At 40.1% G+C, this 16762-nt stretch carries 11 protein-coding genes and 1 pseudogene; all 12 read left to right on the top strand.

Translation table 11 applies throughout. From position 1 onward, the window contains the following. The first annotated feature begins 57 nt into the window (after nucleotides 1-57). The 12 genes and pseudogenes from EDD72_RS03100 (at nucleotide 58) to EDD72_RS03040 (ending at nucleotide 16748) form a co-directional block, all read left to right on the top strand. On the top strand, nucleotides 58-1758 hold the full coding sequence (locus EDD72_RS03100) for a long-chain-fatty-acid--CoA ligase (RefSeq protein WP_132767172.1): 1701 nt from the start codon (nucleotides 58-60) through the stop codon (nucleotides 1756-1758). Nucleotides 1759-1886: 128 nt separating this feature from the next. Beyond that, complete coding sequence (locus tag EDD72_RS03095; protein WP_132767171.1) at nucleotides 1887-2474, top strand: TetR/AcrR family transcriptional regulator; 588 nt, start codon at nucleotides 1887-1889, stop codon at nucleotides 2472-2474. Between the two features lie 13 nt (nucleotides 2475-2487). After that, the gene (locus EDD72_RS03090; protein WP_132767170.1) at nucleotides 2488-3267 is read left to right on the top strand and encodes an enoyl-CoA hydratase-related protein; all 780 of its coding nucleotides are present in this window, start codon (nucleotides 2488-2490) and stop codon (nucleotides 3265-3267) included. 17 nt (nucleotides 3268-3284) lie between these two features. Continuing rightward, nucleotides 3285-4043, top strand: coding sequence for an electron transfer flavoprotein subunit beta/FixA family protein (locus tag EDD72_RS03085; protein WP_132767169.1), 759 nt, complete (start codon nucleotides 3285-3287; stop codon nucleotides 4041-4043). 17 nt (nucleotides 4044-4060) lie between these two features. Further along, complete coding sequence (locus tag EDD72_RS03080; RefSeq protein ID WP_132767168.1) at nucleotides 4061-5038, top strand: electron transfer flavoprotein subunit alpha/FixB family protein; 978 nt, start codon at nucleotides 4061-4063, stop codon at nucleotides 5036-5038. 112 nt (nucleotides 5039-5150) lie between these two features. Beyond that, nucleotides 5151-7241, top strand: a complete 2091-nt coding sequence (locus EDD72_RS03075; protein ID WP_132767167.1) for a (Fe-S)-binding protein — start codon at nucleotides 5151-5153, stop codon at nucleotides 7239-7241. A 79-nt stretch (nucleotides 7242-7320) separates the two neighbouring features. After that, nucleotides 7321-8496 carry an acetyl-CoA C-acetyltransferase gene (locus tag EDD72_RS03070; protein WP_132767166.1) on the top strand — a complete coding sequence of 392 codons (1176 nt, stop codon included), beginning with the start codon at nucleotides 7321-7323 and terminating at the stop codon, nucleotides 8494-8496. A 19-nt stretch (nucleotides 8497-8515) separates the two neighbouring features. Continuing rightward, nucleotides 8516-9367: a 3-hydroxybutyryl-CoA dehydrogenase gene (locus EDD72_RS03065; protein ID WP_132767165.1), complete on the top strand. Its 852-nt coding sequence runs from the start codon at nucleotides 8516-8518 to the stop codon at nucleotides 9365-9367. Further along, the gene (locus EDD72_RS12800) at nucleotides 9354-9476 is read left to right on the top strand and encodes an acyl-CoA dehydrogenase family protein (protein ID WP_132767164.1); all 123 of its coding nucleotides are present in this window, start codon (nucleotides 9354-9356) and stop codon (nucleotides 9474-9476) included. Before EDD72_RS03065 ends, EDD72_RS12800 begins: the two co-directional genes overlap by 14 nt. Before the next feature lie 142 nt (nucleotides 9477-9618). After that, on the top strand, nucleotides 9619-10761 hold the full coding sequence (locus EDD72_RS03055; RefSeq protein ID WP_132767163.1) for an acyl-CoA dehydrogenase: 1143 nt from the start codon (nucleotides 9619-9621) through the stop codon (nucleotides 10759-10761). Between the two features lie 28 nt (nucleotides 10762-10789). Further along, nucleotides 10790-14007: pseudogene (gene icmF, locus EDD72_RS12795) on the top strand (fused isobutyryl-CoA mutase/GTPase IcmF). Nucleotides 14008-14345: 338 nt separating this feature from the next. Next, nucleotides 14346-16748: a 3-hydroxyacyl-CoA dehydrogenase/enoyl-CoA hydratase family protein gene (locus EDD72_RS03040; RefSeq protein ID WP_132767161.1), complete on the top strand. Its 2403-nt coding sequence runs from the start codon at nucleotides 14346-14348 to the stop codon at nucleotides 16746-16748. Nucleotides 16749-16762: the final 14 nt, after the last annotated feature.

The following is a 16762-nucleotide window of genomic DNA, read 5'->3' as shown; positions in this document are numbered from 1 at the left end:
ATTCATAAAATTATATACAATAGAAATATAACCAAGAAAAAATGAGGAGGGGAAAAAATGAGTAAGGAGGTTATCAATCGAATTTGGCTTTCTTCCTATCCTAAAGAGGTTCCTCATACAATTTCTTATCCAGAGATTTCAATTCCGGAACTTCTAGTGAACGCAGCAAGAGAATATCCAAACCAAGATGCGATATCTTTCATGGGCAAAACGATTAAATTTAAAGAATTATTGAATGATGTGTACAAATTTGCTCATGGATTAAAACAGTTAGGTGTGAAGAAAGGTGACCGAGTCGCACTCTTGCTCCCAAATACTCCACAATCGGTAATTGTTTATTACGGGGCATTAATGCTAGGAGCAATTGTTGTTCAGAATAATCCCATGTATACTGAACGGGAATTAGAACACCAATTGGTTGACTCAGGAGCGGAAGTGATCATTACTTTAGATTTATTTTATCCGAAAGTAGAAAATATCCGTTCCAAAACATTTTTAAAACACGTCATTGTGACAAGTATTAAGGATTATCTTCCTTTCCCAAAAAATATGCTTTATAACTTAAAATTAAGAAAAGATGGGCAGTATGTCCCAGTCCTCAAAAAGGATGGTGTTTGCTTTTTCTCAAGACTAATGAAAAGACAACCTGTATTTCCAATTCATGTTCAGCTGGATCCAAAAGAAGATATTGCTCTTTTACAATATACAGGTGGAACAACAGGTATTGCTAAAGGTGTGATGCTTACCCATTATAATCTTGTCGTCAATGTCATTCAAGAAGCGCATTGGCTATATCGTGCCAAAAAAGGACAGGAAAGAATCTTAGGTGTTTTACCATTTTTCCATGTATTTGGTATGACCTCTGTCATGAATTTAAGCATTCATCTTGCCTCAACCATGATCTTAATCCCTAGATTTAAAGCTGAGGAAATTTTACAAACGATTCAAAAAGAAAAGCCAACTTTTTTTCCAGGTGCACCTACAATGTATATCGCGATACTCAATCATCCCAATGTGAAACAGTATGATTTATCGTCGATTGAAGCGTGTATAAGTGGTTCAGCTCCGCTACCGCTTGAAGTACAGGACAAATTTGAAAAACTAACTGGAGCGCGATTAGTAGAGGGGTATGGTTTAACAGAAACATCTCCAGTTACACATGCCAATCCGATCTGGGAGAAACGAAAAATAGGAAGCATAGGAATTCCTTGGCCAGATACGGAAGCAAAAATTGTTGACCCTGTTACTGGTGAAGATGTTGAACTTGGTGGAATTGGTGAATTAGCCATTAAAAGTCCTGTCGTGATGAAAGGTTATTGGAATCGCCCAGAAGAAACAGCAAAAGTGCTTGTCAACGGTTGGTTATTGACAGGAGATATGGCAACGATGGATGATGAAGGATACTTTTATATCGTTGATCGGAAGAAGGATATGATCATTGCTGGAGGTTATAACATCTATCCGCGAGAGGTAGAAGAGGTTCTATATGAACATGAAGCTGTTCAGGAGGCAGTTGTTGTCGGTATTCCTGATCCATATCGAGGAGAAACAGTAAAGGCATTTATCGTTTTAAAAGAGGGAGCAAAAACCAATGAAAAAGAGTTGGATGCGTTTTGCAGAGAACGTTTGGCGGCGTATAAGGTTCCAAAAGCCTATGAGTTTCGTACTGAACTTCCAAAAACAATGGTCGGGAAAATCCTACGTCGTACCTTAGTTGAGGAAGAAAGAAAGAAGATAGAAAAGGACAAAGTAAGTTAATTTAAAAAATGTGAACTTGTACTAATTATTTACAGAATATTCTTAATATATTGATTTTTCTTTCAAATAACGATATGCTTTAACTATACATGAATGAATAATCATTCAGTATAAAAGGAGTTTAAAAAATGGTTAAAAAATACGGAGAGAAGTATCATGCAATTATTGATGCAGCAATCAAAGTGATTGCCGAAAACGGATATCACCACGCACAAGTAACCAAGATTGCTCGTGAAGCCCAGGTAGCAGACGGAACAATCTACCTCTATTTTAAAAACAAGGAAGACTTACTCATCTCTTTATTTCGTTTGAAAATGACGCGCTTTGTTGAGAAGGTTAAACAGAAAGTAGATTTGGTTCATTCTGTCGAAGAAAAGCTTCATCAACTCATTTATATGCATTTTAAACAATTAGCGATGGATCCTCATCTTGCGATTGTGACACAAATTGAATTGCGCCAATCCAATCGTAACTTTCGAAAGGAAATTGGCAGCACCTTAAAGCTCTATCACCTCCTGATCGAAGATTTAATCCGATTTGGGATTGAGGAAGGAAAATTTCATGACGATGTAGATATCCGACTTATGCGGCAGATGATTTTTGGGACATTAGATGAAACAGCGACATCTTGGGTGATGAAGGATATGAAATATGATTTGCTTGCTTTAGTAGAACCTGTATTTTCTTTATTAATGAATGGTCTTAAACGAAAGTAAAGGAGTAGGGAAAATGGAATTTGAACGTTTGAAATATGAATTAGAAGATCGTGTAGCAATAATTACAATTAACCATCCACCAGTGAATACGCTTGGGGTAAAAACATTACAAGAGTTAGAAACAGCAATGGAAACAGCGTGTGTAGATTCTCGAGTAAAAGCAATGGTGCTAACAGGTTACGGTAAAGCATTTGTTGCTGGTGCTGATATCAAAGAAATTGCCAACATTTCTTCCAAAGAAGAAGGAGAACGATTATCACGACTAGGACAGCAACTATTTGATCGAATTGAGCAAATGAAAAAACCAGTAATTGCTGCGATTAATGGAGTATGTCTTGGTGGCGGGATGGAATTAGCGATGGCTTGTCACATTCGGATTGCTGGTAATTCAGCAAAGTTCGGTCAACCGGAAATTAATCTTGGTATTATTCCAGGGTTTGGCGGGACACAACGACTCGCAAGATTGACCAATCATTCAATTGCGCTGGAATGGATATTAACAGGTAATATTTATTCAGCGGATGAAGCGTATCATGTAGGTGTTGTGAATCGCATCGTTCCAGATGAAAACGTTTTATTAGAGGCGAAGAAGTTGGCTCATCAGATCGCAATAAAAGGTGGAGTTGCAATCGCCAAATCGATCGAAGCGATTAACCAAGGGTTAAGCGGATCAATTAAAGAAGGGTTGTTACTGGAAGCAAAGTTGTTTGGAGAAGTTTGTATTACGGCAGATAAACAGGAAGGTACTCGAGCATTCTTTGAAAAACGTTCCCCAGTATTTGAAGATAAATAGAAGAGGAGGAGAACTGGATGGACATTTTAGTATTATTAAAACAAACTTTTGATACGGAAGAAAAAATTGTCTTAGAAGATGGTCAAATTAGTGAAGATGGTGTGGAATTTATTATCAATCCCTATGATGAGTATGCGGTAGAGGAAGCGCTGAAAATTAAAGAAGAGTTAGGCGGAACGGTTACAACCTTGTCCCTAGGACCTGATCGATTTGAAAGTTCCATTCGTACAGCATTAGCTATGGGAGCCGATCAAGCGATTCTAATCGATGATGAGAGTTTATTTGGAGATGAATATACTGTTTCCAATGTCTTGGCGAAGGTAATTCAGGAACAATCCTATAATCTTATTCTTGCAGGTCATGTTGCAATCGATGATGGTTCAGGGCAAGTTCCTCAACGAATAGCGGAAATTTTAGGAATTCCTTTCATTGGTACAGCAGTAAAAGTTGAAATCAATGGTTCTGATGTGATTGTTCATCGTGATGTTGAGGGAGATACAGAGATTGTAGAAACAAAACTACCTGTATTAATTACTACCCAGCAAGGATTAAATGAGCCAAGATATCCGTCTTTACCAGGGATTATGAAGGCGAAGAAGAAACCGTTAGCTCGTCCAGATGTAGATATTTCAGAAGAAGCAATTCAAGCCAAAACGGAAGTATTGGAAACTTATTTACCACCCAAGAAAAGCGGTGGGAAAATCTTAAAAGGTGAAATAAAGGATCAAACCAAAGAATTGGTTCAATTATTACGGAACGAAGCAAAAGTAATTTAAAGAAAGGGGAATAGGCGATGGGTCAAAAAGTATTGGTTTTTGCAGAAGAGAAGAACGGAAAGCTGCGCAATGTTTCTTTTGAAGTATTAGCTGCCGCGAAAAAAATAGCAAATGGTGGAGAAATTGCCAGTATATTGTTTGGTTTAGATTCTAATGAATATGTTCAAGCATTAGCTAAACATGGTGCGGATAAAGTCTTTGTCGTATTAGATCCTTCATTAACTCAATATGTTACAGATGTATATAAAGAGGCATTTATTGAAGTAGTAAAGCAGTTCCAACCTGATGCAATCTTGATTGGTCATACTCCAATCGGTCGAGATATGGCTCCAAAAATCGCAGCCGCATTAAAGATTGGTTTGATTACTGATAATATTGACTTAGAAGTCATAGATGACAAAATTGTATTTACACGACCGATCTATGCTGGAAAGGCATTCGTGAAAAAAATAGCTTATGATTCGCCTGTCTTTGCAACGATTCGCCCCAATAATATTGCGATGGAAGAGGCAGATCCTTCACGAAGTGCGGAAAAAATAACGCTTTCCTTTTCTCCTTCTCAGGATGCGTTAAGAGTAAAAGTACGAGATGTGATTCGTAAAGCAAGTAAAGGTGTAGATCTAAGTGAGGCAAAAATTGTCATTTCCGGTGGGCGTGGAGTAAAGAGCAAAGAAGGTTTTGAGAAGCTGTATGAGGTAGCAGAAATTCTTGGAGCGGCAGTTGGTGCATCTCGGGGTGCTTGTGATGCTGAGTATGCAGATTACTCTCTACAGGTAGGCCAAACCGGGAAAGTGGTGACCCCAGACTTATATATTGCTTTAGGTATTTCTGGTGCAATTCAACATGTGGCAGGGATGTCCAATTCAAAAGTCATTGTTGCCGTGAATAAAGATCCAGAAGCGCCTATTTTCCAAATAGCCGATTATGGAATTGTCGGTGACTTGTTTGAGGTTTTGCCAATCTTAGTTGATGAGCTCAAAGCACTTGTAAATTAATTTACTTTTAGAGTGTCATAATTTATCTCAGACTATACTATTAATTATCTGAATATACTGAAAATATAACCTTGACATCCATATGAAAACAAAGAAAAAAGGAGGGAGAGGAATGTGGCAATTACTGAATCTACTTGCTTTTATCGTTGTCACCATTTATGGTTTCTGGCTATTTTATCGAGTGCTGTATGCTCGTTATACCTATATTAAATTAGGGAAATATCCTAACTTAGAGAAGAATACCAAAGCAAGATTGAAATCGATTGTTACGTTTGTACTGGGTCAAAAGAAGCTGCTGAAGGATAAAAAGAGTGGGATTACGCACGTTATTATCTTCTATGGTGCGATTCTCGTCCAGCTTGGAGCGATTGATTTAATCGGGAAAGGCTTTGCAAATGTTAACGGTTGGTATCTTCCAGTTCCTTTCTATCATTTCTTCACATTATCTCAAGAGTTATTAGTAGGATCTGTTTTCTTTGCTGTTCTTTATATGGCTTATCGAAGGTATGTGGAAAAATTACCGCGATTACAGCGTACTTTTCGATCAGGACTCGTTTATTGGTTTCTTGCTCCGTTAATGACATCCGTAATCGTTGCTGGTGGAGCGGAGATGGTGATTCTGCATGAGGAACCAACCATTTACAAACCATTCTCATCTCTTATCTATTTCTTCATTCACAACATTTCAACTGAGGCAGCATATGTTCTCTTTTATGTAGCTTGGTGGGCACATTTGTTGCTTCTATTATCCTATCTTGTCTATCTCCCTCAATCCAAGCAAGCACATGAAATTTTTGCGATCATAAATGTCTACTTTAAAAGATTACATTCTCCAGGAAAACTATCAACAATCTCATTTGAGGATGAAGAACAGGAAGAATTTGGCGTAGGAAAAATCGAGGATTTTACACAAAAGCAATTACTTGATCTTTACTCTTGTGTGGAGTGTGGACGCTGTACCAATATGTGCCCAGCCTCAGCAACGGGTAAAGCATTATCACCAATGCGCTTAATCACAAAGCTCAGAGATCATTTAACGGAAAAAGGAGAGGTTATTGCTCCACATACGACACCTTGGGCACCAGGGAGAATTTTTAAAGATCCAGCATCGGTAGGACTTCCCGCTGTTCTTGCAAGACAGGAGGCAGCGGCAACAATAGATGGGGCAACAGCACTAAAACCGCTTCATGAATTGCAATTGATCGGGGATGTTATCACAGAAGAAGAAATTTGGGCTTGTACCACTTGTCGGAACTGTGAGGACCAATGTCCTGTCACGAATGAACATGTAGATAAAATTGTAGACTTGCGCCGTTATCTTGTTCTTACAAAAGGTGAGATGAGTCTAGAAGCAACACGTACTCTTAATAATATTGAACGTCAAGGGAACCCATGGGGGATTAATCGCAAGGAACGAGCCAATTGGCGGCACGAACGGGAGGATATTACGGTTCCAACTGTAAAAGAGACGGAGGAATTCGAATATCTCTTCTTTGTCGGTTCGATGGGTTCGTTTGATAATCGCAGTAAAAAAATCGCCCAATCGTTGGCGAAAATCTTTCAAAAAGCAGGAATTACTTTTGCCATCTTAGGAAATGAGGAGAAAAGTTCGGGAGATTCTGCTAGAAGGTTAGGAAACGAGTTTCTCTTCCAACAACTCGCTAACGAAAATATTGCGAACTTCCAGAAATATAACGTCAAAAAGATTGTAACCATTGATCCCCACGCATATAACACTTTTAAAAATGAATATCCTGAATTTGGATTAGAGGCTGAGGTGTATCATCATACGGAAGTTCTCGTGAAATTGATTCAAGAGGGAAGAATTAAACCGCAAAAAGAAGTGAAAGAGCGAATCACCTATCATGACTCTTGTTACCTTGGACGATATAACGAGAACTATGATGCCCCACGCTTAATTTTGAAGTCGATCCCTGGAGTGGAATTGGTGGAGATGGAACGAAGTAGACAGGATGCGATGTGTTGTGGTGCGGGTGGCGGTTTGATGTGGTTAGAGGAAAAAGAGGGATCAAGGATCAATGTTCTGCGGACAGAGCAGGCCTTACAGTTAAACCCAACAACAATTGCAACCGCTTGTCCGTACTGCTTAACGATGTTATCTGATGGCACCAAAGCCAAAGGTGTTGAAGAAGAGGTAAAGACATTCGATGTGGTGGAGTTGTTAGAAAGGTCTTTAGGTTAAAGATTTATACTTTGTAACGAGCTCCGTTCTTATACAAAGTACAAATCTGAAATCAATAAATTGAAGGTGAGGGGATTTTGTGAGGAAAACAGTGATTGTGAGTGCTGCGCGGACGCCATTTGGCAAGTTAGGTGGGACATTAAAATCAATGTCAGCAACGGATCTAGGTGGAATCGCAATACGTGCAGCTTTAGATCGGGGAAAGATTCAAGAGAAGTGGGTGGATGAAGTGATTATGGGGATGGTTCTGCAAGGCGGTGCAGGGCAAATTCCCTCTCGGCAAGCGGCTAGAAAAGCAGGATTGGATTGGGATGTACCAACTGAAACCATCAATAAAGTCTGTGCTTCAGGCTTACGAAGTGTAACATTAGCCGATCAACTCATTCGCAGTGGGGATGTGGATACGGTCGTTGCTGGTGGAATGGAGAGCATGAGCCAAGCTCCATATGCGCTGAAAAATGGACGATTTGGAATGAGAATGGGCAATGACGAATTGATTGATCTCATGGTATATGATGGATTAACTTGTGCCTTTCATAACGTACACATGGCGGTTCATGGAAGTAATGTGGCCAAGGAATATGAGATTTCTCGTGAAGCTCAAGATGAATGGGCATTTCGTAGCCATCAACGAGCAATTGCAGCGATCGACAATGGTAAGTTAGCTGAAGAGATTGTTCCTGTTACGATCCAGGAAAAAAAGAGTTTGCTGATCATTGATGTGGATGAATCGCCAAGAAGAGATACTAGTTTAGAAAAACTAGCAAAATTACCTCCTGTATTCATCCAAGATGGGAGTGTCACAGCAGGAAATGCACCAGGGATTAATGACGGAGCAGCAGCTATGGTGCTTATGTCAGAAGAAAAGGCGAAACAATATGGTTTGCAACCTCTCGCGACGATTCTCGGTCATGCGGAGGTAGCGGTGGAAGCTCCTTATTTAGCGACCGCTCCTGGTCTTGCGATCAATAAATTGTTAAAAAAGACGGGGTATACCATTGACCAAATCGATCTGATTGAGGTTAATGAAGCTTTTGCCTCTGTGGTTTTAACCAGTGCCAAAATTGCGAAATGGAATAAAGAAAAGGTGAATGTGAATGGGGGAGCAATCGCCCTCGGTCATCCAATTGGTGCAAGTGGTACGAGAATCTTAATCACTCTGATCTATGAATTAAGACGTCGAGGTGGCGGATTAGGAATTGCAGCCATCTGTAGTGGTGGTGGTCAAGGCGATGCGATTTTAGTTCGAGTATAGTTTAAAAGGGGGAAAGGAAATGTTGATCCAAAAGATCATGGTCATTGGAGCAGGACAGATGGGAAGTGGGATTGCCCAAGTAGCTGCTCAAGCGGGTTTTCAGGTCATCATGCAAGACATTAAAGACGAACATCTTTCAAGAGGGTTTAAGGGAATTGAAAAAAATCTTGCTCGCTATGTGGAAAAGGGTAGAATTTCCGAAGAGGAAAAGGAGCAGATTCTAGCTCGTATTCAACTGACAACAGAATTAACCTTAGCGAGTGAAGCCGACTTCATTATTGAGGCCGTAACCGAAAACATGGAGATCAAAACCCAAATCTTTCAAGAGCTTGATCGGATCGCAAAACCAGAAGTGATTCTAGCAAGTAATACTTCCTCATTACCGATTACAGAAATTGCGGCGGTGACAAGTCGCCCTGGTCAGGTGATTGGAATGCACTTCATGAATCCCGTTTCTGTGATGCCTCTCGTGGAAGTGATCCGTGGATTAGCCACAACCGATGAGGTTTATCAATCGGTAGAAAATTTAGCCAAAACATTGAAGAAAACACCTGTAGAAGTGAATGATTTTCCGGGTTTTATCTCGAATCGTGTGTTGTTGCCGATGATTAATGAAGCGATCTATACCGTTTATGAGGGAGTGGCCACACCAGAAGCCGTGGATAAAGTCATGAAGCTTGGGATGAATCATCCAATGGGACCATTAGAATTAGCGGATTTTATCGGACTTGATACTTGCTTATCGATCATGGAGATTCTTCATGATGGACTAGGGGATTCGAAATATCGCCCATGCCCACTTTTACGAAAGTATGTAAAAGCTGGATGGCTGGGAAGAAAAACAGGTCGTGGCTTTTATGTCTACGAATAGCATGCATCTTCAATTTACAAAAGAACAAGAATCTATTCTCAAGATGATTCGGGATTTTGCAAGGAACGAGATCGCTCCAATCGCAGCAAAAATTGATGAAAGTGATTAATTTCCTTTAGAGTTAATCAAGGAAATGGGGAGACTCGGTCTTCTTGGCATTGATTACGCAAATTTATGAAGGGACGAATCAAATTGAGCGGATCGTGATTGCGAACCAATTACTTAAATAAACGTTTGGGGGAGTGAGTAATATGAATTTTCGTTTAACAGAAGAGCAGGAAATGTTTCGAAAGATGGTTCGAGACTTTGCTGAGAATGAAGTAGCACCGACAGCTGCATTGCGGGATGAACAAGAACTTTTTGATCGAGGGATTTTTGAGAAGATGGCGGAACTAGGACTTACGGGGATTCCTTGGCCCGAAAAGTATGGGGGTGCTGAAGCCGACTTTATAAGTTATGTGATTGCAGTAGAAGAACTTTCTCGGGTTGACGCCTCAGTAGGAGTAACTTTATCTGCTCACATATCATTAGCGAGCTGGCCAATCTATAAGTTTGGGAACGAAGAGCAAAAAATAAAATACTTAAAGCCTCTAGCCACAGGAGAAAAACTTGGTGCTTTTGCGATTACAGAAAACGGAGCAGGATCAGATGCCGCCAATATCAAAACAACGGCTGTTAAAGATGGGGATGATTATATCATCAATGGCTCGAAGATTTTTACTACTAACGGGATGGTAGCAGATACGTATATCGTTTTTGCTGTCACAGATAAGGAGAAAAAGCATAAAGGGATCAGTGCATTTATCTTGGAAAAAGGGATGGAAGGCTTTAGTTTTGGTAAAAAGGAAAAAAAGATGGGAATTCGTGCCTCGACTACTGTAGAATTGCATTTTGACAATGTACGGGTGCCAAAAGAAAATCTCTTAGGTGAAGAAGGGCAAGGGTTCAAAATTGCGATGATGACCTTAGATGGTGGAAGAAATGGAATTGCAGCACAGGCACTTGGCATCGCCCAAGGAGCCTTAGATGAAGCGCTCAACTATGCCAAAGAGCGTGTTCAATTTGGCAAACCAATTGCTGCCCAACAAGGGATTCAATTTAAACTTGCGGATATGGCAACAAAGATAGAAACCTCACGATTATTAACCTACCAAGCAGCATGGCTTGAAGACAATGGTTTACCATATGGCAAACAATCGGCAATGGCGAAGTTAATGGCTAGTGATACAGCGATGGAGGTTACCACCGAGGCGGTTCAAATTTTTGGTGGCTATGGCTACACACGGGATTATCCAGTCGAACGAATGATGAGGGATGCAAAAATTACGCAAATTTATGAGGGGACGAATGAGATTCAACGACTGGTGATTGCGAACTACTTATTGAAAGAGTAAGACGAAAATGGAAAAAGGTGGTGTGTTCATGGAAACCGAATTTTACCGACCGATCCATAAAATTCGTTTTGTTACAGCCTCTAGTCTCTTTGATGGGCATGATGCCTCGATTAACATTTTTCGCCGATTATTACAGGCAGCAGGTACAGAGGTCATTCATCTTGGCCATAATCGTTCGGCAGAGGAAGTCGTCAATGCGGCAATTGATGAAGATGTTCAAGGAATTGCACTTAGCTCCTACCAAGGGGGGCATATGGAGTATTTTAAATATGTGTATGATTTGCTTCAAGAAAAAGGCGCTGGACATATTCGGATTTTCGGCGGTGGCGGTGGAGTCATTGTACAAGAGGAAATTCAAGAGTTAGAACGTTATGGGATCGCTAAAATTTTTTCACCAGAGGATGGAAGACGACTTGGGTTAATTGGCATGGTGAACCATATGCTTAAAGAAACCGACTTTTCGACTAGCCAGATTTCAGCGATTGAACTTGAGGATCTTCAGCAACAACGGCATCTAGCGATTGCAAGAATGATCACCCTAGTAGAAAACAGTTATAGTCAGGAAAATCAAAAAACCTATGAGTTGCGATGGAAAAAAGAGATAAAGCGGCTAGCAAATCGGAATGTTCCTGTAATTGGGATCACGGGCACTGGTGGTGCGGGAAAAAGCTCTTTAACGGATGAACTTGTTCGTCGTTTTCTACAGGATTTTCCTGATAAATCGATTGCGATACTTTCAGTTGATCCTTCGAAACAGAAAACAGGAGGGGCACTTTTAGGGGATCGAATTCGAATGAATTCCATACACCATCCTCAAGTATATGTACGAAGTTTAGCTACAAGGGGATCGCGAACAGAGATTAGTCTTGCCTTAAAGGATGCGATTGAAATATTGAAAACGGCTAATTTTGATCTCATTTTTGTCGAAACGAGTGGAATCGGTCAGGGAAATACGGAAGTCACGTCAATTTCGGATCTCTCGGTCTATGTGATGAGCAGTGATTATGGTGCTCCCTCACAATTAGAAAAAATTGATATGTTAGATTTTGCAGATTTGATTGTGATCAATAAATTTGACCGAAAAGGATCAGAGGATGCCTTACGAGATGTGAGAAAACAATATCAGCGGAACCACCAGCTCTTTGATCGAGCATTAGAAGACTTACCTGTTTATGGCACAATCGCCAATCGTTTTAATCACGCGGGAGTGAATCGGTTTTATCAAGATTTGATCGCGAAAGTGATTGAGAAGAATCAGCTGGATTGGAAGTTAGATTCAAAGGTACGATTGCATGAAAGTAAAAATCAACAAATCATTCCACCACAACGAGAATCCTACCTATATGAGATTGTAAATACTGTTCGCCAATACCAGCAATTCACTATCCAGCAGGTGGATTGGCTAGACAACTCTATCAATTAAAAGGTACAAAATTATTGCTAGTAAAAGCGAATGAACAGTATCATGCTGTTACAGATTGGATCGATAAAGAGATAGAACGGATCACGGATCAACTACATCAAGAAACGAAAATATGGCTCGATGAATGGCCTAATATAAAAGCGACTTATGAACAAGATCCAATCTTTCATACGACCTTATCAGGAAGCAAAATTCCGCGAATTGCGCTCCCGCCTTATCAAGATTGGGGAGAACTTGTGAAATGGAAGATGAAAGAAAATTTACCAGGATTTTTCCCATATACCGCAGGTGTCTTTCCTTTTAAACGTACAGAAGAGGAGCCGAAGCGCCAGTTTGCAGGGGAGGGATCACCAGAAAGAACCAATCGCCGTTTTCATTATCTAACAAAAGATGATTCCGCAAAACGTTTAAGTACAGCCTTTGACAGTGTCACACTTTATGGCGAAGATCCAGATACAAGACCAGATATCTATGGAAAAATTGGCGAAAGCGGGGTAAGTATCGCTACCATCGAAGACATGAAAAAGCTTTATGATGGATTTGATCTTTGTGCTCCCAATACGAGTGTATCGATGACGATTAATGGTCCAGCACCCATTCTTCTAGCCATGTTTCTAAATACGGCAATCGATCAACAGATCGAAAAGTTTAAAGAACAACATGGACGAGAACCTGATCCAATGGAAAGAGAAGGGATTAAAGCGAAAACCTTACAAACAGTACGGGGAACTGTTCAAGCAGATATTTTGAAAGAGGATCAAGGACAGAATACTTGCATTTTATCAACCGAGTTTGCTCTGAAAATGATGGGCGATATACAAGAGTATTTTATCGAACACAAAGTACGTAATTATTACTCCGTCAGTATCAGCGGCTATCATATTGCCGAGGCAGGTGCAAATCCGATTACGCAATTAGCCTTTACTCTCGCCAATGCGTTTACTTATGTCGAGTATTATTTGAGTAGAGGGATGAAAATTGATGATTTTGCTCCTAACCTCTCTTTTTTCTTTAGTAATGGAATGGATGCAGAGTATTCCGTATTAGGGAGGGTGGCTCGAAGAATTTGGTCGGTGGTAATGAAGTACAAATATGGTGCGAATGAACGTTCACAAAAATTAAAATACCATATCCAAACCTCAGGTCGTTCTCTTCATGCGATGGAGATGGATTTTAATGATATTCGCACTACTTTACAGGCTTTGATGGCACTTTATGATCATTGTAACTCCTTACACACCAATGCCTATGACGAAGCTATTACAATTCCAACCGAGAATTCTGTTCGTCGAGCGATGGCGATACAATTGATTATTACTCGGGAATTGGGATTAGCTAAAAATGAGAATCCATTGCAAGGTTCCTTCATTATTGAAGAATTAACCGATTTGGTTGAGGAAGCCGTTCTTCAGGAATTTGAACGGTTAAATGCTCGTGGCGGTGTATTAGGAGCAATGGAAACCGCTTATCAACGAAGTAAGATTCAAGAGGAATCCATGTACTATGAAATGAAAAAGCATTCTGGTGAGCTACCGATTATCGGAATTAATATTTTCTTAAATCCCAATGGAGGAGGGGAAGTAACAAAGATTGAATTGTCGCGAGGAACAATTGAGGAAAAAGACGAACAGATTGCACGCTTACGACAGTTTCATCAACAGCACCGACATGAGGTAGATGAAGCATTAAACAGGTTAAAAGAGGTTGCCTTACACGGAGAAAATATCTTTGCCGAATTGATGAATACGGTAAGAGTAGCGTCCTTAGGTCAAATTACCAAAGCCTTGTATGAAGTGGGTGGACAATATCGCCGCAATATGTAATCGATCATGAAATAGATGAAATGGTATGGGGAGCTAGGATGAGGATATTCCCCGTTAGCGGAAATGGAATCGTCCTAGTTCAAATTAACTGAATATTTTTAATATTTTAAATAATATTGTTGGTGAATGAATCGTCATTCAGGTTGGTTTTTAGTAATCAAAAGCGGACTTGGTGGTACACAACATTGAAATAGGTTTGTGGTGACCAAAAACGACGACTTCGCGGAGTGCCTTTCTCACTTTACGTTTTATTCAGTGAAAGGCACGGAGAGCGGAGACGCGTTGGACACCACTAACCTTTGGAATGTAGAAGATGAATTTGAAATGGAGGTTTGTTCATGAAAAGAAAAATTAAAAAAGCCGCGGTGATAGGTTCAGGAGTGATGGGTTCAGGAATCGCGGCCCATTTGGCCAATATAGGAATACCCGTTTATCTATTGGATATCGTTCCAATGCAACTACTGCCTGATGAAGAGAAAAAAGGTTTTACACTTAATCATTCAGCAGTAAGAAATCGACTGGCAGCAACTGCAAAACAAGCTCTATTAAAAACGAAACCCTCCCCACTCTACTCAATTGAAGATGCTGACCTCATCCAAATCGGGAATCTGGAAGATGATTTGCATCGCTTATCAGAGGTGGATTGGATCGTTGAAGTTGTTGTGGAAAATCTAGCAATAAAAAAGAAAGTGCTAGAAACGATTGAGACTTATCGTAAGCCAGGAACCATTGTCAGTTCCAATACATCTGGGATATCGATTAACGAAATGGTGGCCGATCGAGCCGATGAATTCAAAAAGCACTTCTTAGGTACTCATTTCTTCAATCCACCACGCTATATGAAACTATTAGAAGTGATTCCAGCAGAAACAACCGATCCAGAGATTGTGGAATTTATGGTGGATTTTGGCGAGAACGTCCTTGGCAAAGGAATTGTGTTAGCAAAGGATACACCTAACTTTATTGCCAACCGAATTGGCACATATGGATTAATGGTTACCATACATGAGATGGAGAAGATGGGATTACGGGCAGATGCGGTGGATGTGATAACAGGCCCGTTAATGGGACGGCCAAAAAGCGCCTCTTTCCGAACGTTAGATTTGGTTGGAATCGATACCTTTGTCCATGTTGCCAATAATGTAAGAGACAACTCAGAGGATGAGGAGGAAAAACGTGTCTTTACGATTCCAAGTTATATTCATGAGATGGTGAAACAGGGATGGATTGGTGATAAGAACAAGCAAGGTTTTTATAAAAAAATGATGACTGAAAAGGGCAAAGAAATCTTTGTATTTGACCCGAAGACAATGGAATATGTGCCAAAGGTAAAATTCGAATCGGCTTTGGTAGAAATGGCAAAACAGGCCAAAACTTTAAAGGATAAATTAAGGATACTTCTTTATGGCAAAGATGAAGCTTCACAATTTGCCTGGAACACCTTAAAACGAGTTTTACTTTATTCTGCTAACAAACTTGGTGAAATTGCAGATGATATCGTCAATATTGATCAAGCAATGAAATGGGGATTTAATTGGGAATTGGGTCCTTTTGAGATTTGGGATGCCATTGGTATTGAAAAATCAGTGAAACGAATGAAAGAAGAAGGGGAAGTAATTCCTTCGTTTGTTACAAAACTCTTAGAAAGTGGCAAATCTCATTTTTATGAAAAGGTAGAAACCAAACGCCTTTATTTTTCTACCAATGGAACCTTTAAGAACATTTCAGAGAATCCGAAGAAGATTTCTCTTGCTGATTTAAAAGAACAGAAGAAAGTGATTAAAGCTAACGCTGGGGCAACTCTCATTGATCTTGGCGATGATGTAGCACTACTAGAATTTCATTCACCTAATAATGCCATCGCAACCGATATTATTACCATGATCAATCAAAGCGTGGAGGAAGTTTCACGCAATTATCGCGGCTTAGTCATTGGCAATGAAGCAAAGAATTTTAGTGTCGGTGCCAATCTGATGATGATTTTAATGGAAGCACAGGATGAGAATTGGGATGAGCTTGATTTAATGGTACGAATGTTTCAAGAGGCAAATATGAAATTAAAATATTTAGATAAACCTGTTGTTGTTGCTCCATTTGGTATGACATTAGGTGGAGGTACAGAAGTCGTATTTGCAGCTGACTATGTGCAAGCAGCTGCAGAAACCTATATGGGTCTTGTTGAGGTAGGAGTTGGCGTAATTCCTGCTGGGGGTGGAACAAAAGAATTATTACTTCGCAATTTAGAAGGAATCCCAGATGGAGTAAGTATGGATGTCCAACCCCTTGTCAATCGGGCATTTGAAACGATTGCGATGGCAAAGGTTTCAACGAGTGCGAAAGATGCAAAGACACTAGGATACTTGCGAAAACAGGATGGAATTTCTGTGAATCGAGATACCCAAATCTATGATGCGAAACAAGCGGTTTTAGCCTTAGATCAGCTTGGTTATCAACCGCAAAAACCAAAAAAGATTCGAGTGGTAGGAGAAACGGGATTTAATACCCTAAGGTTAGGAATCTACTCCTACAAGGCAAGCGGAATGATTAGTGAACATGACCAGAAGATTGCTGAAAAACTAGCCTATATCTTAGCAGGTGGGAATATACCAGCCAATAGTTATGTGACGGAGCAGTATTTATTGGATTTAGAACGGGAAGCATTTTTAAGCTTGGTTGGTGAACCAAAAACACAAGCAAGAATGCAACATATGTTAACAACTGGAAAACCACTTCGAAACTAAAGGAGAGGATTAAA

The sequence above is a fragment of the Tepidibacillus fermentans genome (assembly GCF_004342885.1).
GTDB classification, from domain to species: domain Bacteria; phylum Bacillota; class Bacilli; order Tepidibacillales; family Tepidibacillaceae; genus Tepidibacillus; species Tepidibacillus fermentans.
This window is presented reverse-complemented; position numbering and strand designations above follow the sequence as displayed.

What these genes read in the sequence shown, in the direction of transcription:
- EDD72_RS03095 (WP_132767171.1), top strand. Translation starts at nt 1,887, where the DNA reads ATGGTTAAAAAATACGGAGAGAAGTATCATGCAATTATTGATGCAGCA.
- EDD72_RS12800 (WP_132767164.1), top strand. Translation starts at nt 9,354, where the DNA reads ATGTCTACGAATAGCATGCATCTTCAATTTACAAAAGAACAAGAATCT.
- EDD72_RS03065 (WP_132767165.1), top strand. Translation starts at nt 8,516, where the DNA reads ATGTTGATCCAAAAGATCATGGTCATTGGAGCAGGACAGATGGGAAGT.
- EDD72_RS03100 (WP_132767172.1), top strand. Translation starts at nt 58, where the DNA reads ATGAGTAAGGAGGTTATCAATCGAATTTGGCTTTCTTCCTATCCTAAA.
- EDD72_RS03055 (WP_132767163.1), top strand. Translation starts at nt 9,619, where the DNA reads ATGAATTTTCGTTTAACAGAAGAGCAGGAAATGTTTCGAAAGATGGTT.
- EDD72_RS03085 (WP_132767169.1), top strand. Translation starts at nt 3,285, where the DNA reads ATGGACATTTTAGTATTATTAAAACAAACTTTTGATACGGAAGAAAAA.
- EDD72_RS03075 (WP_132767167.1), top strand. Translation starts at nt 5,151, where the DNA reads ATGTGGCAATTACTGAATCTACTTGCTTTTATCGTTGTCACCATTTAT.
- EDD72_RS03090 (WP_132767170.1), top strand. Translation starts at nt 2,488, where the DNA reads ATGGAATTTGAACGTTTGAAATATGAATTAGAAGATCGTGTAGCAATA.
- EDD72_RS03040 (WP_132767161.1), top strand. Translation starts at nt 14,346, where the DNA reads ATGAAAAGAAAAATTAAAAAAGCCGCGGTGATAGGTTCAGGAGTGATG.
- EDD72_RS03080 (WP_132767168.1), top strand. Translation starts at nt 4,061, where the DNA reads ATGGGTCAAAAAGTATTGGTTTTTGCAGAAGAGAAGAACGGAAAGCTG.